The organism is Hyphomicrobium sp. 99 (genome assembly GCF_000384335.2).
In the GTDB taxonomy this organism is placed as follows: Bacteria; Pseudomonadota; Alphaproteobacteria; order Rhizobiales; family Hyphomicrobiaceae; genus Hyphomicrobium_B.
In genome coordinates this window covers 1,069,614-1,094,751 of record NZ_KQ031382.1, presented here as the reverse complement: position 1 = coordinate 1,094,751, position 25,138 = coordinate 1,069,614, and the positions used below count along the sequence as shown (strand labels likewise).

The window sequence follows — 25,138 nt, the reverse complement described above, 5'->3', positions numbered from 1 at the left end:
AATGACGTCCTGTCTGTGGCTTGTATGCACCCTCGTCGCCGTTATCGGCAGCGTCTACGCTCTTTTGGCTGCTTTATTGGTGGCACGATTTGCGTCTTCGCCCAAGTCGATTTTAGGGCGAGGGGAAAATGTCTCTTTGATCAAGCCGCTTTACGGCGCTGAACCGGGCCTCGGCGCCAGTCTCGAAACGTTCATTCGACAAGACTACCCGGCCGACATTCAGATGATATGCGGAGTGCAGGACCCTGCCGACCCGGCGATAGCGGTCGTGCGCAACCTTGAAGAGAGATTTTCTTCCGGGAAGATCGAACTCGTCGCTTCGGCCCGCAAAGCTGGCGGCAATCCAAAAATTGCCAACGTCCTCAATATTTTTCCGCGTGCTCAACACGATGTTCTGATTCTCAGCGACAGCGACATGCGTGTCGAGCCTCAGTACGTTCGCGATGTCGTCGCCACGCTTCAGCAACCCGAGGTTGGCCTTGTGACGTGTCTCTATCGCGGCTGCGCGATAGGTGGGTTCTGGTCTCGACTTGCCGCGGCGGCGGTCGATCAGCATTTTCTGCCGAGTGTACTGGTTGGCGTTCAGTTCGGCCTCGCGAAGCCCTGCTTCGGATCGACAATCGCAATTCGTCGCAGCACGCTGGCCGCTATCGGCGGTTACGAGGCCTTCGCCGATACTTTGGCCGACGACTACGCCATGGGCGACGCTGTGAGGAAAAAGGGCCTCAAGGTTGCGATCGCACCTTTCACCGTCGGGCATACTTTTTCGGAAAATACGTTCGGCGAACTGCTCGCGCATGAGCTTCGATGGGCGCGAACGATACGCCTCGTCGATGGCGCCGGTTATGCCGGTTCCGTCATAACGCATCCGTTGCCTTTTGCGTTGGCAGCGTTGCCTTTGAGTGGCTTCAACGCCATAGCGTGGATGATCCTCCTGGGGACGCTTGCATGTCGGCTTTTCGTTCCGTTACAAGTTGAGCGGCTGCCCGGTGGGGGAAAGAGTTCGATATTGCTCACTCCTTTACGCGACATGTTGAGCTTCGCGATTTTTGTCGCGAGCTATGTACCCGGAGCTGTCAGTTGGAGGGGTCGTCGCTACAGCGTCGGCGCCGACGGGACTGTTAGGCCTATATGAAAGGCGCTCACATGCGCACGTTATTTTTGCAGGCTCCTTCGTTCGATGGCTTCGACGGAGGTGCGGGATCTCGATATCAGGCGCGTCGCGAAATTCAGTCGTTCTGGTACCCGACCTGGCTGGCGCAGCCGGCCGCTCTGGTCGAGAACTCAAAGCTGATCGACGCGCCGCCGCACCGCACCAGCCTGCAGGATGTGCTCGCGCAAGTGCGCGATTACGACCTCGCGGTTCTGCACACCTCTACGCCGTCGTTCGATTCTGACGTCAAGGTCATCGAGGCGATGAAGGCGACCAACCCGAACCTCAAGGTCGGGCTGATCGGCGCCAAGGTCGCGGTGCAATCCAACGAGAGCTTAAAGGACGCGCCGATTGTCGACTTCGTTGCCCGCAACGAGTTCGACTTCACGATCAAAGACGTCGCCGACGGCATGGCCTGGAGCGACATCAAGGGTCTGTCTTACCGCAACGCGCAGGGCGTCATCGTGCACAACGAGGACCGCGCCGTGATGCACGACATGGACACGCTGCCCTTCGTTACGCCGGTCTACAAGCGCGACCTCGTGATGGAGAATTACTTCATCGGCTATCTGAAGCACCCGTACATCTCGTTCTACACGGGGCGCGGCTGCAAGAGCCGCTGCACGTTCTGCCTGTGGCCGCAGACCGTCGGCGGCCATCGCTATCGGACCCGCTCCGTTGGCCACGTCATCGAGGAGGTGCGTTACATCCTCAAGGCGTTCCCGCAGATGAAAGAGCTGATGTTCGACGACGATACCTTCACCGACGACCTGCCGCGCGCGGAAGCGATCGCCAAGGAACTCGGCAAGCTCGGCGTCACGTGGTCGTGCAACGCCAAGGCGAATGTGCCGCGCGAGACCCTGAAGGTGCTCAAGGACAATGGCCTGCGCCTGCTGCTCGTCGGCTACGAGAGCGGCAACCAGCAAATCTTGCACAACATCAAGAAGGGCATGCGGGTCGAGGTCGCGGAGAAGTTCACCAAGGACTGCCACGAGCTCGGTATCAAGATTCACGGCACCTTCATCCTCGGCCTTCCGGGAGAGTCGAAGGAGACGATCGAGGAGACGATCAAGTTTGCGACGCGGATCAACCCCCATACGATCCAGGTCTCGCTCGCCGCGCCGTATCCGGGCACATTCCTTTACAAGCAGGCGTCCGAGAACGGCTGGCTCGACATCGACAATGCCGAACTCATCAACGCTAACGGCATCCAAATCGCGCCGCTGCACTATCCAGGTCTGTCGCACACCGAGATCTTCACTTCGGTCGAGGAGTTCTATCGCAAGTTCTACTTCCGGGTGCCGAAGATTGCTTCGATCGTCGGCGAGATGATAACGCAGCCCGACATGATGAAGCGGCGCCTCAGAGAGGGCGTCGAATTCTTCCAGTTCTTGCGTGAGCGCCGCAACGCCGCGTAACACATCGAGAAACGCAGACATTGCGAATGAGAACACGACGCGGCGCCGGAATTTCAACCGGCGCCGTCAGTCTTTCTGGACCTTGTCGTCGGGCTTGGCGTTCCGCGGCGGACCCATCAGGATCGGCTGGAAGAGAACGGCGGCCGCAAGCGTCGTGACGAGCGAGAGCGCCAGCAGCTCTCCCATGCTCGATGTTCCGGGATGACTGGAGAAGAACAAGCTTCCGAAGGCGACGGCCGTCGTCATGGCGCTGAACATGACGGCGCGGGTCAGCGGTGAGGCCAGCAAGCTCGTTTCGCCTTCCCGCCATGCGAGCACGTAGTAAATCTTGAACGCGACGCCGACGCCGAGCAAGACCGGCAGCGCTATGATGTTCGCGAAGTTCAGCGGCAGCCCGATCAGCACGCAGAGTTCGAGCGTCACGACGCCTGCGAGCAATAGCGGCACGAGGGTCATCAGCACGTCTGAGACGCGGCGCAAGGCAACGAACAGGATGATCGTTATCGAAACGAGTGCCAAGAGACCGGCGTGGATAAACGATCGAACGACCGTCTTTGCCGATTCCTGAATGAGGATCGGCACCCCGGTCGCTTCGGGCGCAACCGCGAGGACGGCTGCTGCGAAACGACGGAGGTTGGCGTTGTCGTTACCATCGCCCGTCGGTGCGACTTCGACGCGTGCCCGGCCGTCGGCGGTGATCCAGTCGGCTATGATCTCGGGCGGTAAATTCTCGAGCGTTATGGGCTCGGCCTTGAGAGCTGAGCGAATTTGCGTGAGGCGCAACTTCAGCCCGTCGAGCAGCGCTTTCTCGACCTTCGCACGCACATCTGCCGGCGCGTCTGCGAGCTTGCGCAGCGTTTGCGCCATGTGAACGGCAAGGGGCGGGGCGCCGGGAAGTTTGCTCACGTCCTCGAACGCCGACGCCGTGTCCCGCAACCTCGTCTGCGTTTCAGCGTCTGTCGGCGCCGCCGCGATTTCGTCGGGCTCGATCGTCGGGCCGAGTAAGTCTGCGGCATCCCTTATAATCGCCAGCTTTTCGTCCTGATGGTCGGGGACGAAGCTTGCGAGCGTGACCGTTTGAGCGGCTTCCGGCAACTTATCGAGCTTGGCTGCGAGCGCTTCCGCATCCGTCAAATTCGGAGCGAGCACTTCGATGGTGTTGGGAGCGGTCGCCGGATCGCGCATGAGATCATTGAAGGTGGCGACGGACTCCACCTTATTGCTGCGCAGGTTGATCGGATTGAAATCGAACTCTAGCTTCGTAAGTAGCGGCAGTCCGGCGACGACGCAGATCGCCGTCAGCGCCAGGATGATGTGGCGGTGACGCGCCATGAAGCGGTCAACCGGCGCGAGCGCGCGATAGCCGACATCGTGTGCTTCGCCTGGAGGATTGAACAGCGAAAGCATCGCCGGCAAAAATGTGATGCTCGTCAGGAACGCGATAATCATGCCGCTGCCGGCAATGAGGCCAAGCTCGGACACGCCGCGATAATCGGTCGGCAGAAAGGCGTAGAAGCCCGCTGTCGTCGCGGCGGCGGCGAGTGCGAGCGGTTTTCCGGCGTTCTTGCCCGCAGCGATCAACGCGTCGCAAAGGCCCTGCTTGCTGAAGCGCTCGTGGCGATACCTCACCGAAAACTGGATGCCGAAATCGACGCCGATGCCGACGAACAGCACAGCGAACGCGATCGAGATGAGATTCAAAGCGCCGACAAGATAAAGTCCCAGCGCCCCCGTCATCGCCAGTCCGGCGAAAAGACTGACAAGAACGGCAAAGACGATGCGACCCGATTTCAGGGCCAGCCACAAAATGAAGAGAACGGCCGCGATCGTGACGGCCGTATTGATGACCGCGCCTTCGGCAACGGTTCCAAACTCCTCATCCGCCATCGGGACCGATCCCGTGAGCCGCACGCGCACGCCGTTCTCGGGGGTCAGCCCAAGCCGTTCGGCCGTCTTGCGAATCAAGGAGGTTGCATCGGCGCCGGGCTGCAGATCGGAATAGTCGAGGACGGGTTTCACCTCGAGGAAGCGGCGAAGTTCAGAAGGCGTGGGGCTTCCGCCCGTAAAAAGCTCGCCCCAGGAAAAGTTCGTCTCTTTTCCCGCCATCAGATCGTCAATGGCATTGGCCAACACGCCGAGCGGCTTTTCGAAGTCCGACCACTTCGCGCGCTCTTCCTTGATGCCGAGCGGGACGAACGAGAGCGCCTTTGCCAGTCCGTTGAGCGTCGGATCGGCGGCAAGCGTGCCGAGCACCGGTTGCGCCTTGATCAGCCCCTCGGTCGTTTCCTTGAGTTCGGAGACTGAAAGATAAAGCAGGCCATTTTTTTCGAAGAAGGGACCGCCGTCACGCCGGCGAACAATTTGAAAAGGATCGGGCTGCGATTCGCTCAAGGCAGCCGCGAGCTTGGCTGCGGCGGCTTCAGTCAGCTCGGGCGTTTTGCCGTCTATGACTATATCGATCGTGTCGGTGTGCTGGGGAAAAGCGAGATCGAACTGGCGCTCGCGCTGCCGCCAATCGAGATCGGACGCAATGAGCTGGCTCGTGTCCGTCGTAATTGCGAAATGGTTGATGACGTAAAGGATCGCGCCCGCGGTGAGCGCCAGCCCAAGCACAATGGTAAGCCAGCGCTGCCGCACAGAGATGGCAACGGTCCCAGCTACGAAGCGCTCGATCATGCAGCCGCCGATGGTTGTCTTGGATGGTGTTGGATATCGAGGTCGTGAAGGATCATTCTAGAACGGACTCATGATAATCTTTGATGGATCTGTTAGCAGCTCACCTACGATGCCGAACCTGTCGAGCAGATGAATGACGTGGCCTCGTCCAGTGTGTTGCTTTTGAGACACGTCACGTCAACAGCATGAAAGCCGCGACGTTGCCCCGGCTGCCGATCAATCTCGATAATGCGTAAATGTCGGGGACGAGTGGGGCACGGCGCGTTGAACGTCATCAATCGGACTGCATTGCCGTACTAAGTCTTCCACGGCGCAAAGCAATTGCGCGCCGGCAGAACGGGGGTTTCTGCATGAAAGTGATTTTGGCGCAGCCCCGGGGTTTTTGCGCAGGCGTAGTTCGGGCGATCGATATCGTCGAGCGTTCGCTCGCGCGGCGGGACGGACCTGTCTACGTGCGCCACGAGATCGTTCACAACCGCCATGTCGTCGAGGATCTGAAGGCTAAGGGCGCGCATTTCGTCGAGGATCTCGCGGAAATCCCGGACGGCGCGGTCACGATTTTCAGCGCTCACGGGGTATCGCACGGCATCGAGGACGATGCGAAATCGCGCCGCCTCAGGGTCGTCGACGCGACATGTCCCCTCGTTTCAAAGGTCCATAAGCAGGGCCAGCGCTATTCGTCGCTCGGACGTACCGTGATCCTGATCGGGCATGCCGGACATCCTGAGATTGAAGGCACGCTCGGACGCATCTCGGGACCCGTTTACCTTGTCGAGAACCGTGAGGATGTCGCCAACCTCGATCTTCCGGATGAAACGCCGGTTGCCTACATCACGCAGACGACGTTGAGCGTGGACGACACCCGGTCGACCATCGAGGCCGTGAAAAGCCGGTTCACCGACGTCATTGGACCGGAAACGCGCGACATCTGTTATGCTACGCAAAATCGGCAAACGGCTGTTCGTGACCTCTGCCAATCCGCCGAAGTGCTTTTGGTGGTGGGCGCCAGTAATAGCTCGAACTCGAACAGGTTGCGCGAGATCGGCGCCGAATGCGGCATACCAAGCTATCTCGTCGCAGACGGCAGCGAGGTTGATCCGGCATGGCTTGCCGGAATGAATGTAGTTGGCGTAACAGCAGGTGCTTCGGCGCCTGATGTTCTTGTCGAAGATGTCCTTGCCACCATCGGACGGATCTCGCCGATCGAGATCGAAATACTCGATGGCGTCGAGGAGAAAATTACTTTCCGCCTACCGCCTGAATTGCTCGAAGCATCATGATCGGTGATAATACTGGTTCGAGCGCCGCTAGAAGGAGCCCTATCGGGTGGGAATTCCATTAAACCAAGCTTTGTCGGTAGGTGCCTACGTCATCGGACAGCACCTCAGGGGCCGCAAACGCTATCCGCTCGTGCTGATGCTCGAGCCGCTCTTCCGCTGCAACCTCGCGTGTGCGGGCTGCGGAAAGATCGACTATCCCGATAAGATCCTCAATCAGCGCATCTCGGTCGCTGACGCGCTGCATTCGATGGATGAATGCGGAGCGCCGGTCGTCGTGCTGGCTGGCGGCGAACCGCTGCTTCACAAGGAGCTGCCGGAGATCGTCGAAGGCGCGCTCAAGAAGGGCAAGTTCGTCACCGTCTGCACCAACGCGCTGCTGCTCGAGAAGAAGATCCATCTCTACAAGCCGCACAAGAATTTCAACTGGTCGATTCATCTCGACGGCGACAAGGAGATGCACGACAGGTCGGTTTGCCAGAAGGGCGTGTACGATCGCGCGATCGAGGCGATCAAAGTCGCAAAGGCGAAGGGCTTCCGCGTCAACATCAATACGACGCTGTTCAGCGACGCAAAGGCCGAGCAGGTCGCGAAGTTCCTCGATGAGATGAAAAAGCTCGACATCGGCGGGGTCACCATTTCACCCGGCTACGCCTATGAGCGCGCGCCCGATCAGCAGCACTTCCTCAATCGCACAAAGACGAAGCAGCTCTTCCGCGATATCTTCAAGCTCGGAAAGGGCGGTCGTGCGTGGCCGTTCTTCCAGTCGGGCTTGTTCCTCGATTTCCTTGCCGGCAACCAGACCTATCAGTGCACGCCATGGGGCAACCCCACGCGCACGGTGTTCGGCTGGCAGCGGCCCTGCTACCTGCTCGGCGAAGGCTACGCGAAGACCTTCAAGGAGCTGATGGAAGGCACCGACTGGGACAAGTACGGCACCGGCAATTACGAGAAGTGCGCGGACTGCATGGTGCACTCAGGCTTTGAAGCGACGGCCGTCATGGACGCGGTGAAGAAGCCCTGGAAGATCGCCGCCGTCGCGCTGAGAGGCGTGAAGACGGATGGTCCGATGGCGCCCGAAATTGCGCTCGATAAGCAGCGTCCGGCTGAGTTCGTATTCTCGCGGCACGTCGAGAACAAGCTAGCGGAGATCAGCGAAGCCGAGGCCCGGGCCCAGAAACCGGTGGCAGCCGAATAATCGCTGCATCGCTCGGCGGGTCGCGGCGGCGGCCCGCAACAGATCCGGGAGCTGACCCGGCTGAGACATCAACGATTTGAGAACGCCGGGAATGTTCGGCGTTCCGTCCGGCTTAAGGCCGTTGATGGCTGCCGGAGGAACCCTTTGACTTGCCGGATCAGCAATTACGCGCAGCACGGCAAACGGCAATCCGTATTGTTTGGCCAAATGCGCAACGACGTGGCTTTCCATATCGGCTGCGAACGCGCCGGTCGTCATATAGAGATCTTGCTTTTCGGCGGGGCGTGAAACGACCGCATTCGATGCTGCGATTGCGCCTGTCTCTGCTTTCGGTAGCGACTCGAACAGGCTGTCGCTCCAGCGTTCGTCGGCAACGTAAGTCGTGCCGTTGGCGATGACGGAGGTACCCACGACGATCGTTCCCGACGGCAAACCCGGCCTCAGGCCTCCCGCGATGCCGAAGCTGATGATGCCGCGGATGCCACCGCCCAGGATGGTTTCCTCGATCAGGGAGACGAGGCGTTTCTCGTTGCCACCGCAGGCAAGCGCCTTCACGCGCCCGGATCGTTGCGCGACCCGAGCTTCCGCTCGCAGCCCCGTTGCGGCGAGTATTCCCCCCTTCATTCCCTCACATCATCCCTCAGATTAGTCCCCGACCCCAGACTATCCGCTCACATCCCAACTGTCACTGATCTTGAATTCGAGGCCTTGAGGTTGCGATAGCGGGCCAAAGCCCACATCGGAAAGAATTTCGAATAACCATGGTAGCGGAGATAAAAGACGCGCGGAAAGCCCGTCGCCGTGAAATGCTTTTCGTTCCAGAAGCCGTCAGAGGCTTGGGACGTCGCTAGATAAGCGATGCCTTTCCGAACAGCGGGATGATCGACCTCGCCGGCTGCCATCAATCCCATCAGCGCCCATGCCGTTTGCGATGCCGTGCTCGGGGCCGTTTCGTAGGCCTTGTAGTCGAGCTTGTAGCTATCCCCGGCCTCGCCCCACCCACCGTCGGCATTCTGGATCGACAGAAGCCAGCCGACCGCCTTGCGGACGACGCTCGACTTCGGGTCGACGCCGGCGGCGTTCAGAGCGCACAGCACCGACCATGTGCCGTAAATGTAATTCATCCCCCAACGGCCATACCAGCTGCCGTCCTTTTCCTGGGTCCGTTCGAGGTAGCTCACCGCAGTGTCGAGCACATAGCTCTGTCCGTGGCGCTCACCGAGTTGTGCCAGCATTGAGACGCAGCGCGCGGAGACGTCGGCCGTCGGCGGATCGAGCAGAGCCCCATGATCGGAAAATGGAATCTGATTGAGGTATTCGTACGTGTTGTCGGCGTCGAAAGCACCCCAGCCGCCATTTTTGCTTTGCATGCCAACGATCCACTCGCGGCCGCGTTCAATCGCTTCACGATAGGAATTGTCGGCTTGCGGAGCGCGTCCCAAAGAGCGGTCCATCGCCATCACAACGACGGCGGTGTCGTCGGTATCGGGATAATGGGGATTTGCATATTGGAATGCCCAGCCGCCAGGACGAATGCCTGGCCGGCTCGCGGCCCAGTCGCCGACGGTATTGAGCACCTGCAGCGGCTTCAGCCATTGGAGCGCACGCTCAGCGCTTGCTTCGGCTTGGGTGTCGCCCACTTCCAAGAGCGCATGAGTGGAAAGCGCGGTGTCCCAAACCGGCGATAGGCAAGGCTGACAGTAAGCTTCGTCATCCTTGACGATCAGCAGCTTCTCGATCGATCCCCGAGCGGTCACGTAATTCGGATGGTCGTGCGGATAGCCGAGTGCGTCGTAGACCAGCAGCGCGTTGACCATCGCGGGGAAGATCGCGCCCAAGCCGTCTTCGCCATTCAATCGCTCATCGACGAACGCAACGGCCTTGTCGATCGAGCGCTTGCGTATCGACTTCGGAAAGAACGGCTGAGTGGCACGGAGCACCCGATCGATCGCGCCAAAAATTTCCGACCACGGGGATTTCTGATGCGGACCCTTCGGCCAGACTTTGACGTCCTCCGGCGGGATCGTGAATAGTTCGGGAATGCCGACGCCTTTCGGATTCCGCGCCCTGGGCTTCAAGGCGTTGAGCACGGTGAGCGGCACCACCACTGTGCGCGCCCAGTAAGAAATCTTGTCGAGATGGAACGGAAACCATCGCGGCAACACCATGATCTCGACGGGCATCACTGGGACGCCTGTCCAAGGCACGGCGCCAAAAAGCGCCAGCAGGTTGCGCGTAAACACGTTGCTGTGGGACGCGCCGCCTTGCGACAGGATCCAGCCGCGCGCCTTCTTCATGTAAGGCTCTTCGGTGCCGACGCCGATCATCTTCAGCGCGAAGTATGCCTTCACGCTCGCGCTGATATTCGACTCACCATCATGAAAGAGCGGCCAGCCGCCGTCTTCCGACTGAATCCGGCGGAGATAGTTGGCGATCTTGGCTTCGAGGGCTGCGTCCACCGGCTCGGCCAGATAATGGCGCATCAGAACATATTCTGCCGGGATCGTCGCATCCGCCTCGAGCTCGAACACGAAATGACCGTCGTCCCGCTGTAGTGACAGAAGCGCGTTCTTCGCTTTGTTTATCGCGTTTTCGATGTCAGGCGTTGAGATCTCGCGCGTCGCGGTGGCGGACGCCAGCCGAGCGGACTGCGCTGCAGAGTCGAAATTCATAGATGCTCTCCCAGAAGTTCGAGCGTCCTATCAGAAGTGCGCCGACATCGCCAGTTTCGCGGCCCCCTCACCTGACCTTATCGCGCCCTCAATCGTGGCCGGAAGTCCGGTATCAGTCCAATCGCCTGCGAGAATCAGGTTTTTCCAGCGTGTGCGCGCTTTCGGCCGCAGGGCATTCTGTCCGGGTGTGGCGGCAAAAGTCGCGCGCCGCTCTTTGACGATCTGCCAACGCGGAAGCTCTGCGTCGAGGCGGGCGATTTTCGCAACCTCAGTCCAGATCTGGCGTGCGAGCGGTTCTCTCTCTGCCTCATTGAAGCGATCTGCAGAACTGACGGTAACCGACAAACGGTTTTCGAATGCGAACAACCATTCCGTCGTCGCGTTGACGATGCCCATGATCTTCGGGAGGTTCGCGGGCGGCGTGATGGCAAAGTGCGCGTTGCAGATCGACCGGTATTCAGTCGGCACGACGATATCTGGAATCAGAGTCCGGGCGACCCACGCGGGCACTGCCAGAACGACATCATCGGCATCCTTGAGTTCAACGGCGCCTTCAGCGAATTGCAACGCGCGGACGCGACCGGCGCCAAATTCGATCGATCTCAATGAATGGTCGAATCGCAATTCCGCGCCGCGTTTGCCGAGAAACGAAAGCGCGGGATCGACGAGCGCCGGTCCCAATCCGTTAGCCGCGAACAAAGGGCGGCAGGCTTTTCCACCGCGCGCGAGTGTTTCGCGAATGACTGCGCCGGCGAGTTTTGCGGAGCCTTCGGAGGGATCGCAGTTCAGCGCCGCGAGCAACACCGGGTGCAGGAGGCGCGTGAAGACCGGCGACCCGGAATCAACCCGCTGCGTGATCGTATCGCTACTTTTCGCTTGGAGAAGACTTCCGAGCCGAAGGTAATCAATCGCGCGCGTGTTCGGCACGCGGCGGCTCTCCGAGAAGATCCACCACGGCAGCGGCCCGTCGTTCGGTCTCAGCGTCCAGCGCTCGCCGGATGCGAAATCGCAAAAAGCAAATTCCGAGTGCTCCGGGTCGTCGAGCAGATGCCTGCCGCCGATCGTATTCAGGTAGCGAAGCGCGCTGTCATTTCCTGACAGCAGCAAATGGTTGCCGTTGTCGATCGTCAGTCCGAGCGCAGACTCGAAATATGAGCGGCAGCGTCCGCCGGCATGGCGCGCCAACTCGTGGATGACGACCTTGCGCCCGCGGCTGACAAGCGTGACCGCCGCCGAAAGACCGGCGAGACCGGCCCCGACGATGTGAACAGTGCCGTCGCTCATCTAAAAAATGCCGTCACGCAGAACCGCCCAGAGGACGGTGCGCTTGGAGCGGCGCACATCAACGCGCGGCGCTCGCCATCCCCGTGCAATCAGTTTCTCGAGGATACCCCGATAGACGGTTGCCATCATTCGCGGCGATCTGACCGACCGGCGTGAGCTGCGCGCCATGATGGCTTCCGACACGTCGTAGTATTTCCGCGCCTTCTCGGCGATGCCGCGGCAGACGCCATCAAGCCGCGGATCAGCGAGAATTTCGGCGATTGAAAGTTCTGCAAGACCACTCTCGCGCAATGCCTCTTTCGGGAGATAGAGACGGCCCATGCTCGCGTCTTCATCGATATCGCGCAGAATGTTCGTCAGCTGCAGCGCGCGTCCTAGGTTGTGCGAAAGCTCAATTCCTGGCGCTTCTTCCATGCCGAAAATTCGAACGGACAATCTTCCGACCGCCGAGGCGGCACGATCGCAATAGAGATCGAGGACTTTCCATTCGGGCGCGCGAAGATCGCGGACGATATCCATCTCCATGCCATCGATGACGGCGATGAAATCCTCCTTCAGCAGGCCGTATTGCGCGATCGGACCCGCGAGGTCGCGCGTTCGCGGTGTCCGGCGGCCGGTTGCGTAGAGTTCTTCGATGTCGTCGCGATATTGGACGAGGTCGGCAAGGCGGAGATCCCTCGGGCCGCTGTTATCGGCAACGTCGTCCACGGCCCTGCAAAATGCATAGACGTGATACATCGCCTCGCGCTGCTCACGCGGAAGAACCCGCATGGCAGCATAAAACGAGCTGCTTGCCGCGGCGGGCGTTTCTTCAGCAACCAGAGTGTTGATTTCAGCGCTCATGCGGCATCATCCTTGACGACTTCGTAAACGCAGCGCGTGTGAATGTCCGCCCCGCAAGAGTGGCGGCCGCTGCGCGCGCAGCAATCACCGCTGCGTAGGGTTTTGAAAGGTGTACGGTCTCGGAAAGCGGATCGCGCGTTTTCAGCAGCCCGATCAGCTTGCGTGCTAGTCCGACGATCACAGACGTTTCAACGGCAAGGCGCGTATCGGCGACGCTGGACGGCAGTAGCGCCGACTCGGGCATGAGGCTTTCCGTTCTCGCAGCCAGCGTTTGCAAACAGGCGCGCAATGCCGGTGAGGCTTTGGACCCGGCCAGATCGCGAACGCTCGCTCCATGCGATGCAAGTTCGTCGAGCGGGACGTAGACCCGATCAATGTTGCGATAGTCCTTCGCGCAGTCCTGAAGGTGATTGATGATCTGCAAGGCCGTGCACAATGCATCCGAATGCTTCCACGTCGACGTCGGCTCGCCGTGAACGTCGAGCACGAACCGGCCGACCGGCATCGCCGAATAGCGGCAGTAATCGAGCAGCTCGTCCCACGTGTTGTACCGGTTCTTCGTAACGTCCTGACGAAAGGCCTTGAGAAGGTCGAGGGCGTGTTGCGGGTTCAGATTTCTCAGCCGCACCTGATCGCGGAGCGCGAGTGCATCCGCTGCGGCATCGGACCGGCCGAGCAGCGTCTCTTCGAGAGCGTCGAGGATCGAAAGCTTCGATTGCGCATCGAGTGTCGGATGATCGGCGGCATCATCGGCGGCACGGGCAAAGCGATAGAACGCGAGGATCGGCGCGCGGTGACGCGAGGCAATGATGCGCGACGCGACAGGAAAATTCTCGTCACGCTCCGACTTGCCGGATTTGTACTTGCCGTCGACCGTCATTGCTTTCCTACTTCGGCCTGTACCCGGCCCTTCCAGAGACCCCCGCGACCGCGTCTATGCTGATACGCCGAATCTAACGTGAAACCCACATAGGTCATCGCGATAACTGGTAGCGCGAGGCCCCAAAGTGGCGAACGGTTGTAAAAGCGCAACGTCGGCTGAAACGCGATTATCATTAATAGATATGCTGCGCCCGCGAGCACATTCGCCGGGTAACCGGCGAAAACGGCAAAAACGAGCGGCACCAAGTAAATAGCGCCCATACCGCCAACTGTTCCGAGTAGCAGCAAGGGCGAATATCGCAGTTGGGCGTAGGCCGACCGCGCAACCATCCGGCGAATGTCCTCGAATGCGGGATACTCCCGCAAACTGGTCACGTTGTTGGAAAGTCCGAGCCAAATCGGGCCCTCTCTTTTCAACAGTTTTCCGAGAGCACAATCGTCAATGAGCGCACCTCGGATGGCGGCGATGCCGCCGGCACGCTCCAGCGCGCTGCGAGCAACCAACATGCAACCGCCCGCAGCGGCTGCAGTTGCGGCGGTCTTCCGGTTTACCCATCGAAATGGATAAAGCATCTGAAAGAAAAAAATGAACGCTGGCACCAATGCTCGCTCAGCGAAGCTTTGGCATTTGAGTTTGGCCATCACCGAGGTCATGGCGCGGCCGTTGGCGCGCGATCCCATGACGAGCGAGCGGAGGGTTTCAGGCGCGTATCCGATATCGGCATCCGTCAGGAGCAAATAGTCGGGATTCGATGACGAGGCGGCGGCTATGCCCTGATGCATCGCCCACACCTTGCCCGTCCACGCAGAGGGAAGAGGCGCGCCGTTGATGATGGTAATTTTTCGGGTGCCATTCGCGGCAATGGCTCGCGCGATATCGGCCGTGCCGTCGGTGCTTTGATCATCGACGAGAACGATCGAGAACTCGCCAGGATAATCCTGAGCCGCCAGAGACGTGAGGGACAAGGGCAGCATATCGGCTTCGTTTCGCGCGGGAATGACAGCCGTCACGCGCGGCCACGCATCGGGCACGGATGATTTCGCTCGCTCGGATTCCTCGCGCTCGGTCGTCAGCCAGAACCCGCCGTTGAAGAACAGAAGGTAGGCCCAGGCCGCAAGACTGAATGCCGCAATCAGATCGATGGCGGTCACTTCAGATACCCCGCTTCGCGAAACCAGCGGTAGGCTTCCGCCAATGCTTCCGTGGCGGGACGCGCGCGATATGAAAGCTCGCGCTCGGCTTTGGCGGAGGAAAAGAACATTTTGTATTTGGCCATGCGCAAACCATCGACGGTAGCGAAGGGTTCGCGTCCCGTGATACGCGCCATCGCTTCAGCGCCGTAGGCAATCGGATAGATGATCTGGCGCGGCAGCTTGATTGCCGGCGGCCTTCGACCCGCGAGACGCGCAATCTCGGCGAGCATTTCTCCGAGCGTCATGTCCTGTCCCCCCAGAATATAACGTTCGCCAATTCGCCCGTGCTTCAAGGCAGCAACGTGGCCATCCGCGACGTCATCGACATGCACGAGATTCAATCCCGTCTCAACGTAGGCGGGCATTCTTCCCGATGCAGCCTCGACCACGATGCGTCCGGTCGGCGTCGGGCGGACATCGCGCGGACCTATCGGTGTCGAAGGATTGACGATGACGGCCTGCAATCCTTCTTCCGCGACCATCTGCTCGACCACACGTTCGGCGAGTACCTTGCTTCGCTTGTAGGCGCCGATGGCATCCGCCGCATCGAGCGGCATGGTCTCATTCGAAGGCGAACCATCGCCCCTTAGTCTCAGCGTCGCGACGCTCGACGTATAGACGACGCGTTCGACACCCGCCTTCAGAGCGGCGGACATAACTGCACGCGTGCCTTCCGTATTGGTTGCGACGATCTCTTCCGGATCCGGCGCCCAAAGGCGGTAGTCGGCGGCAACGTGGAAAACGTAGCGCGCGCCCTGCACCGCGTTGGCGACGAGGTTTGCGTCGCGAATATCGCCCTCAACGATCTCGAGGCCGGCATCTTTGAGGTTGGCGCGATTGCTGGTCCGCCGAACCAGCGCACGGACGGCAAATCCTTCCTCGATGAGGCGACGCGCAACGGCGGAGCCTACGAAGCCCGAGGCGCCCGTCAAAAACGCGATATCTTTTGCCGCCAATTTTCTCGAGCCCCCAACGCGTCGAAAGTCATGTCACCCTTTGAAGACGATGCGCCAGATACGGCCGGCCGCGTCGTCGCTGACGTAAAGCGCACCGTCGGGTCCGACCGCAAGCCCTGTTGGACGGTGCTCAGTTCCTGCTGCGTCTCCGTTCCTGAAACCATCGGCGAAGACGGAGTAAGGGCCCGAGGCTTTGCCGTCTGCAAGCGGCTGAAACACCACATTGTAGCCTTGCTGGGGACCGGAGGACCGATTCCAAGATCCATGAAACGCGATAAAGGCTCCGCCGCGATACTTCTCCGGAAAGGCCTTTCCTCTGTAGATTTTGAGGTCATTCGGCGCCCAATGACCGGGATACGCGGCGACCGGAGGAAGTTTATCGGCGCAGCGTCCGACGGCTTTGCCGCCGTCGCCGCCGTACTCGGGCGCGAGAACGTTTTTCTGCTGAATGCCGTCGTAATAGCAGTACGGCCAACCGTAGTCGCCGCCTTCACGAAGCTCGACCAGGACTTCCGCCGGCTGATCCGTACCTTGCTGCGAGGAATAGAGCTTCGGCCAGTTCTCGTAGAGCTGATCGCGGCCGTGTTGGGTCGCGAAGATCCGGCCAGCGTCATCGAAGTCAATGCCTTCGGCGTTGCGAAGGCCGGTCGCGTAGCGTCCGGCGGGTGAAAACACCTGCCCCGTTTTGTTGGCGTCGAAGCGCCAAATTCCGGCGTTCGTTTCGAGTTCGACGCAGGGATTGATGCCTGGCGATTCGTCCGCCCGATTGTCTTTCTGGCAGGAGTTCGTCGCCGAGCCCATGTCGAGGAAAAGGTTGCCTTTGGGATCGATCGAGAACGGCCGGGATTTGTGATCGCCGTTTTGCGGGATGCCGGACACGACCGTTTCGGGCTTGCCCTTGGGCGCGATGTCGCCGGGCGCGAGGTCGTAGCGAATGATTTTGTCGCCGATGTCTACGAAGAGGCCATTCTTATAGATTGCGATGCCGGTTCCGCCACCGTCAGCCGGTCCGAACCGTTGGATGATATCGGCGTGGCCGTCGCCTTTGCTGTCTTTCAAGGCGAGCAATGAGCCGCCAGGAGTCGGTTTGCGGTGGCGATTGTTGACGTAGACAGTTCCGTCAGAGCCCACGGCCAGATGACGCGGGGCGCCGACGTGGTCTGCAAAAATCGTTGCGCAGAAGCCCTTCGGCAAGGTGATGCCGGCGTTCGCGTTGCAAGATTGCTCCTCCGCCGCTAGGGCGGCACCTGACATCGACAACGGCGTCAGGGCGCTGAAAGCAAACCACAGGATAGACGTCACCATCGACACGCGGATTGTTCTCATGCCGACGCCGAGCCAGAGGGACATTGAAGAACTCCGCAGATGAATTTTAGCTAATCGATCGCGCGTTGAAAGCAGGATCACCCAAAGCGTTTCTAGGGCCGCTTGCGACGCGGGCTACAAGACCTCGGGACCATGGACAAGCCCGTCTGGTGGACTAGTCCTTGGAAGCCGACCACGCTTTCATTGCCATGTCCACAACTGCCAGGAGATCGGCACGCGACGCTCCGCCCGTTGCTTGTACTGCCATGCCTTGCGCAACCGTCATGACGTAGCGGGCAAGGCCCGCTGGATCGGCATCCTGCGCAAGGTCGCCCTCAGCCTTCGCGCGCTCGAAACGCTGGCAGAGATTTTGCTCGCCCGTTGATCGGCGCCGGCAAAGTTCCTGCTTGATTGAGTCAGCGGCCGAACCGCATGACAGCGCGCCCTGGACTGCGAGACAACCGGGGGGATTTGACGGGTCAGTCAAAGACGTTGCGAGGGATGTGAGAAGGTTCTGCACGACCAATCTTGCAGTCGGCTGCGCGAGTGAATCGCGATGCACGGAACCCGGGCCCTTCTCGACGTAGCGATCGAGAGCGAGCTTGAAGAGCTCTTCCTTATTTCCAAACGCCGCGTAGAGGCTCGGACGGTTAATGCCCATCGCTTCCGTCAGGTCGGAAAGCGACGTTCCTTCGTATCCGCGCTCCCAGAACACGTGGAGGGCCTTATCCAGCACCTCTTCCTTGTCGAATTCCCTTGGGCGGCCTTTTTGCACCGCTTCGCTCCCGGTCATTGTCTTATTCGTTTTACACCTATACATTTTCATACTCATCGATACAAATAGTGGTTGACACGTTCCGTCGTCGCCCTATATCGGTACCGCTTGGTACATATATAGGGAAACTGCGCACGATGAAAAGCTCTTTCACTAGCGCGACTGCGATCCTCCGGGGATTTGCGGGTTGGGTCTCAGGACGTACCTCCAGTCAAATGTACGACGATGCCCCCCGTGTCCCGTTCGTCGTATCCGCCTGCGGATATCAATCTCGGGACGAAGGAGATTCCGTGGAAAAGACGGGGCAGTTCGACGCCCTGCGCGACCGCTGGCCTCCCGGGCTCAACGTCGACAACTTCTCCTAACAACGAGCACAGCGGCAACCGTCCGCGTCACGCTCGCCGCTCTCACTCCACTCTCAGCCATCTCCGCCGGATCGCTTCTGGCGAAACGACGCGCGTCAGGCGCGAACATTCGAGGGATTGATCATGAGACTTCGCGCACCATCCCAGTCTTTCAGGGGCCTAATGACAACGGCCGCCATCGCGTCACTTCTTGTGACGGGGCACGCTGGCGTTGCCCTAGCCCAGGAACGTGGGGCGATACCGGTTTCCGTCGCGACCGTCGAGCCGCACGAAGTCGATACCTGGGATGAATTCTCGGGCCGGCTCGAAGCGGTCGAGCGTGTCGACCTTCGTCCTCGTGTTGCCGGTCAGATCGTTGCCATTCATTTCCGCGAAGGCGCGCTGGTGAAGGCGGGCGACTCGCTGGTGACGATCGATCCAGCCCCCTACGCCGCCGAAGTGGAACGCTTGGAGGGCCTCGTCGCAGCTGCGCAGGCGCAAGTGGTATTCACGAAGGCGGACGTGGCACGCGCGCGCCAGATCATCGGCAATGCGCTTTCGGAACGAGAGCTTGATACCCGCGCGAACGCTTATGACGCGGCGGTCGCCAACCTGAAGAGCGCGCAGGCTGCACTTCAAACCGCCAAGCTCAATCTTTCGTGGACAGAAGTGCGAGCGCCGGTATCGGGGCGCGTCGGCCGGCACGAAATCACCGTCGGCAACCTTGTCGAAGGCGGCTCCAACGCGCCGGTGCTGACGACGATCGTATCGGTCAATCCGATTTACGCGAGCTTCAATGCGGATGAGAACGTCGTTTCCCGCGCACTGGCTACGCTTTCGCCTGAAGCGAACGCAACGGCTCGTATCGAACAAATCCCAGTGTCGATGTCGACCGCAGCGAATGAAGGCAAGTGGCGCCGCGGCTCGCTCCAGCTGATCGACAACAAGGTCGACGTGGCGAGCGGCACGGTGCGGCTTCGCGCGACTTTCGAAAATGCCGACGGGCTGCTCATCGCCGGGCAGTTCGTCCGCGTGCGGATGGCGAAACCGCGCAGCGCACCGATCATTGCGATCTCCGAGCGCGCCATCGGAACCGATCAAGACAAAAAGTACGTCATGGTTGTCGGCAGCGATAACAAGACCGCCTATCGCGAAGTGAAACTCGGCGGGATGGCTGACGATCTTCGGATCATCACGAGCGGCCTTGCGGCCGGTGACCGCATCATCGTCGCTGGCTTGCAGCACGTGAAGCCGGGCGTCGAAGTCGCGCCGGAACCCGTCGCGATGGATGGGCGTCCGTTGTCGGAAGAACACGCGGCGGCAGACAAAACATCTGCCACCGCACAGCAATAGATATTGAAGCAAAGCCAATAGGGCGCGCCTGCCATGAATATCTCCAAGTTCTTCATCGATCGCCCGATCTTCGCAGGCGTGCTTTCAACACTGATCTTCCTTGGTGGCCTGTTGGCTTTGCCTGCGATGCCGATTTCGGAATATCCGGAAGTCGTGCCGCCGCAAGTCGTCGTCCGTGCAAACTATCCGGGCGCCAATCCGAAAGTCATCGCCGAGACGGTCGCGACACCCATCGAGGAGCAGATCAACGGCGTCGAGGGCATGCTCTACATGAGCAGCCAGGCGACGACCGACGGTTTGATGACGCTGACCGTTACCTTCCGACTCGGGACAGATCCGGACAAGGCGCAGCAGCTCGTACAGAACCGCGTCTCGCAGGCAGAGCCGCGCCTTCCCGAGGACGTCCGCGCGCTTGGCATCACGACCGTCAAGAGTTCACCTGACCTCACGATGGTCGTGCATTTGCTGTCGCCGAACGACCGCTATGACATGACGTACCTGCGCAATTATGCGGTGATCAACGTCAAAGACCGGCTTGCGCGCATTAACGGCGTCGGCGACGTCCAGATCTTCGGATCAGGCGACTATTCGATGCGGGTCTGGGTTGATCCGGCGAAGGCGGCCGAACTCGGGCTTTCGGCGAGCGACATCGTCAATGCGGTTCGCGCCGAAAACGTCCAAGCCGCAGTCGGCGTCGTCGGATCGTCTCCGTCGCTACCGAACCTCGATTTCCAGCTTTCCGTCAACGCGCAAGGCCGTCTCGCGAGCGAAGAGGAATTTGGCGACATCGTCGTCAAGGCTGGTGCGAACAATCAAGTCACGCGGTTGCGTGATGTCGCGCGGATCGAACTCGGCGCGGCCGACTATTCGCTGCGTTCTCTGCTCAACAACAAGCAGGCGGTTGCGATTCCGATCTTCCAGTCTCCCGGATCGAACGCGATCGAAATCTCAGACAACGTCCGCGCGACGATGGCTGAGCTGAAGCAATACATGCCAGAAGGCGTCGATTACAGCATCGTCTACGATCCGACGCAGTTCGTGCGCGCTTCGATCGAAGCCGTCATCCACACGCTGCTCGAAGCCGTTGCGCTCGTCGTGCTCGTCGTCATCGTCTTCCTTCAAACGTGGCGCGCGTCGATCATTCCGCTGATCGCAGTTCCCGTTTCGATCATCGGCACGTTTGCGGTGATGCATGTTTTCGGATTCTCGATCAACGCGCTGACGCTCTTCGGGCTGGTGCTCGCGATCGGCATCGTGGTCGATGACGCGATCGTCGTCGTCGAGAACGTCGAGCGCAACATCGAAAACGGCTTGGCTCCGCGCGAGGCGACCATTCAAGCGATGCGCGAGGTTTCGGGTCCCATCATCGCGATCGCGCTCGTGCTGGTCGCGGTCTTCGTGCCGCTCGCGCTCATCACCGGGTTGACCGGTCAGTTCTACAAACAGTTCGCGCTCACAATCGCGATTTCGACGGTGATCTCGGCCGTCAACTCGCTGACGCTGTCGCCCGCGCTTGCCGCCGTTCTGCTCAAAGGCCATGACGCGCCGAAGGATCGGCTGACACGGGCGATGGACTTCGCTTTCGGCTGGTTCTTCAGGGGCTTCAATCGGGCGTTCACCAAGGGATCGAATGCCTACAGCGGCGGTGTCAAGCGCATCCTGTCGCACAAGGCAGCGGCGTTTCTCATCTATCTGCTTCTGATCGGAGCTGCCGGCGCGATGTTCAAAGCGGTTCCTGGCGGATTCGTGCCGGGCCAAGACAAGCAATATCTCGTCGGTTTTGCGCAGCTTCCGGACGGCGCCACGCTCGACCGAACCGAAGAGGTCATTCGGCGCATGGGCGATATCATGCTGAAAACGCCGGGCGTCCAGGACGCGGTGCAGTTCCCGGGCTTGTCGATCAACGGCTTCACCAACAGCTCCAACTCCGGAATTGTTTTCGCCGGTTTGAAGTCGTTTGAAGAGCGGCGCTCGCCGGAACTCAGCGGCCCAGCAATCGCGATGAAGCTCAATCAGCAATATGCCGGCATCAAAGATGCGTTCATCGTGATGTTTCCGCCGCCGCCCGTTCAGGGGCTTGGAACCATCGGCGGCTTCAAACTGCAGGTCGAGGACCGTGCCGGGCTTGGCTATGACGCCTTGAGCGATGCGATGCAGGCTTTCACAGGCGCGCTCTACAAGGCGCCCGAGCTTGCCGGTGTTTTTACCTCTTATCAGGTGAACGTCCCGCAGCTCTATGCTGCAATCGACCGGACGAAGGCGCGGCAGCTTGGCGTCGCGGTGACGGACGTGTTCGAGACGATGCAAATCTATCTTGGATCGCTCTACGTCAACGACTTCAACAAATTCGGCCGCACGTATTCGGTTCGCGTTCAGGCCGATGCGAAGTATCGCGCGCGGCCTGAGGACATCGGTCTGTTGAAAGTTCGCTCAAACACGGGCGCGATGATCCAGCTTTCGGCGCTTCTCAACGTGAAGCAGGTTGCGGGTCCGGAACGTGCGATGCGCTACAACGGCTTCCTCACTGCCGACGTCAACGGCGGCGCGGCGCCGGGCTACTCATCGGGTCAAGCGAAGGCAGCGGTCGAACGTATCGCAGCGCAAGTCTTGCCGAAGGGCATCGGCTTTGAATGGACGGAGCTGACGTATCAGGAAATCCTTGCCGGCAATTCCGGCGTCTGGGTTTTCCCGCTGTCGATCCTCCTCGTCTTCCTGGTGCTCGCGGCACAGTACGAAAGTCTCGTTTTGCCGCTGTCGATCATCATGATCGTGCCCATGGGACTGCTCGCCGCAATCACGGGCGTCTATCTCTCGCACGGCGACAACAACGTCTTCACGCAGATCGGTTTGATCGTTCTCGTCGGGCTCTCGGCGAAAAACGCCATTCTAATCGTGGAGTTTGCGCGCGAGCTTGAACTCGCCGGGCGAAATCCCGTGCAGGCGGCGATCGAAGCGAGCCGCTTGCGTCTTCGTCCGATCCTGATGACGTCGATGGCGTTCATCATGGGCGTCGTCCCGCTCGTGACCTCGATTGGAGCCGGTGCCGAGATGCGGCGTGCAATGGGCATTGCCGTTTTCTCGGGAATGATCGGCGTCACGTTCTTCGGCATCTTCCTGACGCCGGTGTTCTACGTGATCCTGCGCAAGCTCAGCGGCAACAAACCTTTGAAGCATACCGGTGAGGTTGTTGCACCAGTCGCTGGCGCCCCTGGATCGCATGGCCACTTGTCACCAACGCCCGCGGAATAACGCGGCCGAAACTTAACGCTCCCCCCTCCCCCAACCTCATGGAGAAAAAGCCAATGACCGATCTCAAAGGCAAAGTCGCAGTCGTCACCGGCGCCTCAAAAGGCATCGGCGCCGAAATCGCCAGGGCTCTCGCGGAAGCCGGCGCAGCCGTCACCGTGAACTACGCCTCGAGCAAAGAAGGTGCCGATCGCGTCGTCGCCGATATCAAGAGCAAAGGCGGCAAAGCCATTTCCGTCAAAGGCAGCGTTGCCAATGGTGAAGACATCAAAAACATCTTCGCTGAGACGAAGAAGGCGTTCGGCTCGGTCGACATCCTCGTCAACAACGCCGGCGTCTATTTATTCCAGCCGCTCGAGAGCGTGACGGAAGAGGAGTTTCACCGCCAGTTCGACACAAACGTTCTTGGGACCATTCTTGCTGCGCAGGAAGCGGCTAAGTATTTTGGCCCCGACGGTGGCAGCATCATCAATGTGAGCTCGGTCGCCAGCCAAGCTTCGATACCAGGATCCGTCGTCTACGCGAGCACGAAAGCCGCCGTTGATGAGGTTACGCGTGTTCTAGCGGCGGAACTGGGCCCGAAGAAAATTCGCGTCAACACGCTTGCTCCGGGTCTGGTCGAAACGGAAGGCGTGCACGCGCAGGGCATTTTGGGCTCCGATTTCGCGAATACAGTGGTCGCTGAAACGCCGCTTGGACGCGTCGGGCAGCCGGATGATATCGCCAAGGTCGCGGTGTTCCTGGCGTCTGATCAATCGGGCTGGGTTACCGGCGAAAGACTGGCTGTTTCGGGCGGGTCCCGTTGACAACCATGGGTGACGCTGCGATGCGTGCTCGATTAAAGCACGCCATTGCAGAGAGCCCATCGATGCAGCCAGTTATCCGTGTCGAACATCTTTCCAAGACGTACGCTTCGGGATTTACGGCGCTCAAAGATATCAATCTCGAAGTCAAAAGGGGCGAGATCTTCGCCCTTCTCGGCCCTAACGGCGCAGGCAAGACGACGCTGATCAGTGCCATCTGCGGGATCGTCAATCCCACGAGCGGCACAATCAGCGTCGACGGCATGGACGTCGCCGCCGACTATCGCGCCGTGCGCGCGATGATCGGTCTGGTGCCGCAGGAACTATCGACTGATATGTTCGAAACGCCGTGGGCGACGGTGAACTTCAGCCGGGGATTGTTCGGCAAGCCGCGGAATTATGCTTACGTCGAGAAAGTGCTGCGCGCGCTTTCTTTGTGGGACAAGAAGGACAGCCGCATCATGACGCTTTCGGGCGGAATGAAGCGGCGTCTGCTTATCGCCAAGGCGCTCGCGCACGAGCCGCGCATTCTGTTCCTCGACGAGCCGACGGCGGGCGTCGATGTCGAGCTTCGCCGCGAGATGTGGGGCGTCGTCCGGGATCTGCGCGCGGAAGGCGTGACGATCATTTTGACGACGCATTATATCGAAGAAGCGGAAGAGATGGCCGACCGTGTCGGCGTCATCGCCAAGGGCGAGATCATTCTCGTTGAAGAAAAGAACGAGCTGATGCGCAAGCTCGGCAAAAAGCAGCTCGTGCTTCAATTGTCATCGCCGCTAACAGAAGTACCCGCCGGCCTCAGCGCCTACAATTTGCATCTCGGCGCCGATGGCAACGAACTGACCTACACCTATGACACCCGAGCTGAACGCACCGGCATCACCGCGCTTTTGAACGACATGCGCGCGGCCGGGGTGTCATTCAAGGATCTCGCGACGATACAAAGCTCGCTCGAAGACATTTTCGTCGATCTCGTAAGGCAAAAGCGATGAACATCGAGGCTGTCCGCGCAATCTACGGTTTCGAGATGTCCCGCTGGGGACGCACCTTGATGCAGAGCATCGTTTCGCCTGTGCTCTCGACGTGTCTTTATTTTATCGTCTTCGGCTCAGCGATCGGTTCGCGCATTTCGCAGGTCGATGGTGTCGACTACGGGGCGTTCATCGTTCCCGGCCTCGTGATGATGCTGCTCTTGACGCAGAGCACGCTCAACGCCTCGTTCGGCATTTACTTCCCACGCTTTACCGGGACCATTTACGAGCATCTCTCAGCTCCGGTCTCCGCATTCGAGATCGTTCTCGGATATGTTGGCGCCGCGGCGACGAAATCAGTCATCCTCGGGCTGCTCGTCCTGGTCACGGCAAGCCTCTTCGTGCCGCTTCGCATCGCGCATCCCTTTTGGATGATCCTATTCTTGCTGCTTACAGCGCTAACTTTCAGCATGCTCGGATTTATCATCGGGATCTGGGCTGACGGGTTCGAGAAGCTTCAGATCATCCCGCTTCTCGTCATCACGCCCCTGACGTTTCTCGGCGGTACTTTCTATTCGGTGAAGATGTTACCGCCGTTTTGGCAAACCGTGACGCTCTTCAATCCTGTCGTCTATTTGATCAGCGGATTTCGCTGGAGCTTCTTTGAGATCTCCGACGTCAATGTCGGCGTGAGCCTGCTGATGACGTTCGTGTTCCTTGCGGTCTGTATGGCCATCGCCTGGTGGATCTTCAGGACGGGCTACCGCCTCAAAGCCTGACGGCCGCTC

The 25,138-nt window shown here is 59.9% G+C and carries 19 protein-coding genes; 9 read left to right on the top strand and 10 right to left on the bottom strand.

The genetic code is table 11. From position 1 onward, the window contains the following. Window position 1: 1 nt before the first annotated feature. On the top strand, window positions 2-1,135 hold the full coding sequence (gene hpnI / locus G359_RS05470) for a bacteriohopanetetrol glucosamine biosynthesis glycosyltransferase HpnI (RefSeq protein WP_045835310.1): 1,134 nt from the start codon (window positions 2-4) through the stop codon (window positions 1,133-1,135). Between the two features lie 11 nt (window positions 1,136-1,146). Continuing rightward, window positions 1,147-2,571 carry a hopanoid biosynthesis associated radical SAM protein HpnJ gene (gene hpnJ, locus G359_RS05465; protein WP_045837683.1) on the top strand — a complete coding sequence of 475 codons (1,425 nt, stop codon included), beginning with the start codon at window positions 1,147-1,149 and terminating at the stop codon, window positions 2,569-2,571. 66 nt (window positions 2,572-2,637) lie between these two features. On the opposite strand, the gene G359_RS05460 is transcribed toward hpnJ, so the two are convergent. Next, window positions 2,638-5,247, bottom strand: coding sequence for a hopanoid transporter HpnN (locus tag G359_RS05460; RefSeq protein WP_045835309.1), 2,610 nt, complete (start codon window positions 5,245-5,247; stop codon window positions 2,638-2,640). 350 nt (window positions 5,248-5,597) lie between these two features. Here G359_RS05460 and ispH point away from each other — a divergent pair, with 350 nt between their 5' ends. Then, window positions 5,598-6,527, top strand: a complete 930-nt coding sequence (gene ispH / locus G359_RS05455; RefSeq protein ID WP_045835308.1) for a 4-hydroxy-3-methylbut-2-enyl diphosphate reductase — start codon at window positions 5,598-5,600, stop codon at window positions 6,525-6,527. 46 nt (window positions 6,528-6,573) lie between these two features. Next, complete coding sequence (gene hpnH, locus G359_RS05450; RefSeq protein WP_045835307.1) at window positions 6,574-7,722, top strand: adenosyl-hopene transferase HpnH; 1,149 nt, start codon at window positions 6,574-6,576, stop codon at window positions 7,720-7,722. On the opposite strand, the gene G359_RS05445 is transcribed toward hpnH, so the two are convergent. From G359_RS05445 to G359_RS05405, 9 genes are all read right to left on the bottom strand, one after another. Continuing rightward, complete coding sequence (locus G359_RS05445; RefSeq protein ID WP_045835306.1) at window positions 7,666-8,346, bottom strand: phosphorylase family protein; 681 nt, start codon at window positions 8,344-8,346, stop codon at window positions 7,666-7,668. The two genes, hpnH and G359_RS05445, sit on opposite strands and share 57 nt — an antisense overlap. A 47-nt stretch (window positions 8,347-8,393) precedes the next feature. Further along, the gene (gene shc, locus G359_RS05440) at window positions 8,394-10,394 is read right to left on the bottom strand and encodes a squalene--hopene cyclase (protein ID WP_045835305.1); all 2,001 of its coding nucleotides are present in this window, start codon (window positions 10,392-10,394) and stop codon (window positions 8,394-8,396) included. 30 nt (window positions 10,395-10,424) lie between these two features. Next, window positions 10,425-11,678, bottom strand: coding sequence for a hydroxysqualene dehydroxylase HpnE (hpnE, locus tag G359_RS05435; protein ID WP_045835304.1), 1,254 nt, complete (start codon window positions 11,676-11,678; stop codon window positions 10,425-10,427). Beyond that, window positions 11,679-12,521 carry a presqualene diphosphate synthase HpnD gene (hpnD, locus tag G359_RS05430; protein WP_045835303.1) on the bottom strand — a complete coding sequence of 281 codons (843 nt, stop codon included), beginning with the start codon at window positions 12,519-12,521 and terminating at the stop codon, window positions 11,679-11,681. Continuing rightward, on the bottom strand, window positions 12,511-13,401 hold the full coding sequence (gene hpnC / locus G359_RS05425; protein ID WP_045835302.1) for a squalene synthase HpnC: 891 nt from the start codon (window positions 13,399-13,401) through the stop codon (window positions 12,511-12,513). The genes hpnD and hpnC overlap by 11 nt, the downstream gene beginning before the upstream one ends. After that, window positions 13,398-14,555, bottom strand: a complete 1,158-nt coding sequence (locus tag G359_RS05420; protein WP_045835301.1) for a glycosyltransferase — start codon at window positions 14,553-14,555, stop codon at window positions 13,398-13,400. The genes hpnC and G359_RS05420 overlap by 4 nt, the downstream gene beginning before the upstream one ends. After that, on the bottom strand, window positions 14,552-15,553 hold the full coding sequence (hpnA, locus tag G359_RS05415; RefSeq protein ID WP_045835300.1) for a hopanoid-associated sugar epimerase: 1,002 nt from the start codon (window positions 15,551-15,553) through the stop codon (window positions 14,552-14,554). The genes G359_RS05420 and hpnA overlap by 4 nt, the downstream gene beginning before the upstream one ends. Before the next feature lie 33 nt (window positions 15,554-15,586). After that, window positions 15,587-16,903 (bottom strand): PQQ-dependent sugar dehydrogenase, encoded by a 1,317-nt coding sequence (locus G359_RS05410; RefSeq protein WP_052699195.1) that lies wholly within the window; start codon window positions 16,901-16,903, stop codon window positions 15,587-15,589. Between the two features lie 130 nt (window positions 16,904-17,033). Continuing rightward, a complete protein-coding gene (locus tag G359_RS05405) occupies window positions 17,034-17,651 on the bottom strand; it encodes a TetR/AcrR family transcriptional regulator (protein WP_045835299.1) in 618 nt (205 codons plus the stop codon). Window positions 17,652-18,160: 509 nt separating this feature from the next. Between G359_RS05405 and G359_RS05400 the strand changes: the two genes are divergently transcribed. The 5 genes from G359_RS05400 (at window position 18,161) to G359_RS05380 (ending at window position 25,129) form a co-directional block, all read left to right on the top strand. Continuing rightward, window positions 18,161-19,330: an efflux RND transporter periplasmic adaptor subunit gene (locus G359_RS05400; protein ID WP_245279936.1), complete on the top strand. Its 1,170-nt coding sequence runs from the start codon at window positions 18,161-18,163 to the stop codon at window positions 19,328-19,330. Window positions 19,331-19,363: 33 nt separating this feature from the next. Further along, window positions 19,364-22,579 (top strand): efflux RND transporter permease subunit, encoded by a 3,216-nt coding sequence (locus tag G359_RS05395; RefSeq protein WP_045835297.1) that lies wholly within the window; start codon window positions 19,364-19,366, stop codon window positions 22,577-22,579. A 53-nt stretch (window positions 22,580-22,632) separates the two neighbouring features. Then, window positions 22,633-23,382: an SDR family NAD(P)-dependent oxidoreductase gene (locus G359_RS05390; RefSeq protein ID WP_045837681.1), complete on the top strand. Its 750-nt coding sequence runs from the start codon at window positions 22,633-22,635 to the stop codon at window positions 23,380-23,382. Between the two features lie 62 nt (window positions 23,383-23,444). Then, on the top strand, window positions 23,445-24,371 hold the full coding sequence (locus G359_RS05385) for an ABC transporter ATP-binding protein (RefSeq protein ID WP_045835296.1): 927 nt from the start codon (window positions 23,445-23,447) through the stop codon (window positions 24,369-24,371). Beyond that, a complete protein-coding gene (locus tag G359_RS05380) occupies window positions 24,368-25,129 on the top strand; it encodes an ABC transporter permease (RefSeq protein WP_045835295.1) in 762 nt (253 codons plus the stop codon). The genes G359_RS05385 and G359_RS05380 overlap by 4 nt, the downstream gene beginning before the upstream one ends. The last annotated feature ends 9 nt before the right edge of the window (window positions 25,130-25,138 follow it).

Excerpts from the sequence above, each read along its gene's own strand:
- hpnE (WP_045835304.1), bottom strand. The coding sequence starts at position 11,678 with ATGAGCGACGGCACTGTTCACATCGTCGGGGCCGGTCTCGCCGGTCTT.
- hpnI (WP_045835310.1), top strand. The coding sequence starts at position 2 with ATGACGTCCTGTCTGTGGCTTGTATGCACCCTCGTCGCCGTTATCGGC.
- G359_RS05390 (WP_045837681.1), top strand. The coding sequence starts at position 22,633 with ATGACCGATCTCAAAGGCAAAGTCGCAGTCGTCACCGGCGCCTCAAAA.
- G359_RS05405 (WP_045835299.1), bottom strand. The coding sequence starts at position 17,651 with ATGACCGGGAGCGAAGCGGTGCAAAAAGGCCGCCCAAGGGAATTCGAC.
- G359_RS05395 (WP_045835297.1), top strand. The coding sequence starts at position 19,364 with ATGAATATCTCCAAGTTCTTCATCGATCGCCCGATCTTCGCAGGCGTG.
- G359_RS05410 (WP_052699195.1), bottom strand. The coding sequence starts at position 16,903 with ATGTCCCTCTGGCTCGGCGTCGGCATGAGAACAATCCGCGTGTCGATG.
- hpnC (WP_045835302.1), bottom strand. The coding sequence starts at position 13,401 with ATGACGGTCGACGGCAAGTACAAATCCGGCAAGTCGGAGCGTGACGAG.
- G359_RS05385 (WP_045835296.1), top strand. The coding sequence starts at position 23,445 with ATGCAGCCAGTTATCCGTGTCGAACATCTTTCCAAGACGTACGCTTCG.
- hpnD (WP_045835303.1), bottom strand. The coding sequence starts at position 12,521 with ATGAGCGCTGAAATCAACACTCTGGTTGCTGAAGAAACGCCCGCCGCG.
- hpnJ (WP_045837683.1), top strand. The coding sequence starts at position 1,147 with ATGCGCACGTTATTTTTGCAGGCTCCTTCGTTCGATGGCTTCGACGGA.
- shc (WP_045835305.1), bottom strand. The coding sequence starts at position 10,394 with ATGAATTTCGACTCTGCAGCGCAGTCCGCTCGGCTGGCGTCCGCCACC.
- G359_RS05460 (WP_045835309.1), bottom strand. The coding sequence starts at position 5,247 with ATGATCGAGCGCTTCGTAGCTGGGACCGTTGCCATCTCTGTGCGGCAG.
- G359_RS05380 (WP_045835295.1), top strand. The coding sequence starts at position 24,368 with ATGAACATCGAGGCTGTCCGCGCAATCTACGGTTTCGAGATGTCCCGC.
- ispH (WP_045835308.1), top strand. The coding sequence starts at position 5,598 with ATGAAAGTGATTTTGGCGCAGCCCCGGGGTTTTTGCGCAGGCGTAGTT.
- G359_RS05400 (WP_245279936.1), top strand. The coding sequence starts at position 18,161 with ATGACAACGGCCGCCATCGCGTCACTTCTTGTGACGGGGCACGCTGGC.
- G359_RS05445 (WP_045835306.1), bottom strand. The coding sequence starts at position 8,346 with ATGAAGGGGGGAATACTCGCCGCAACGGGGCTGCGAGCGGAAGCTCGG.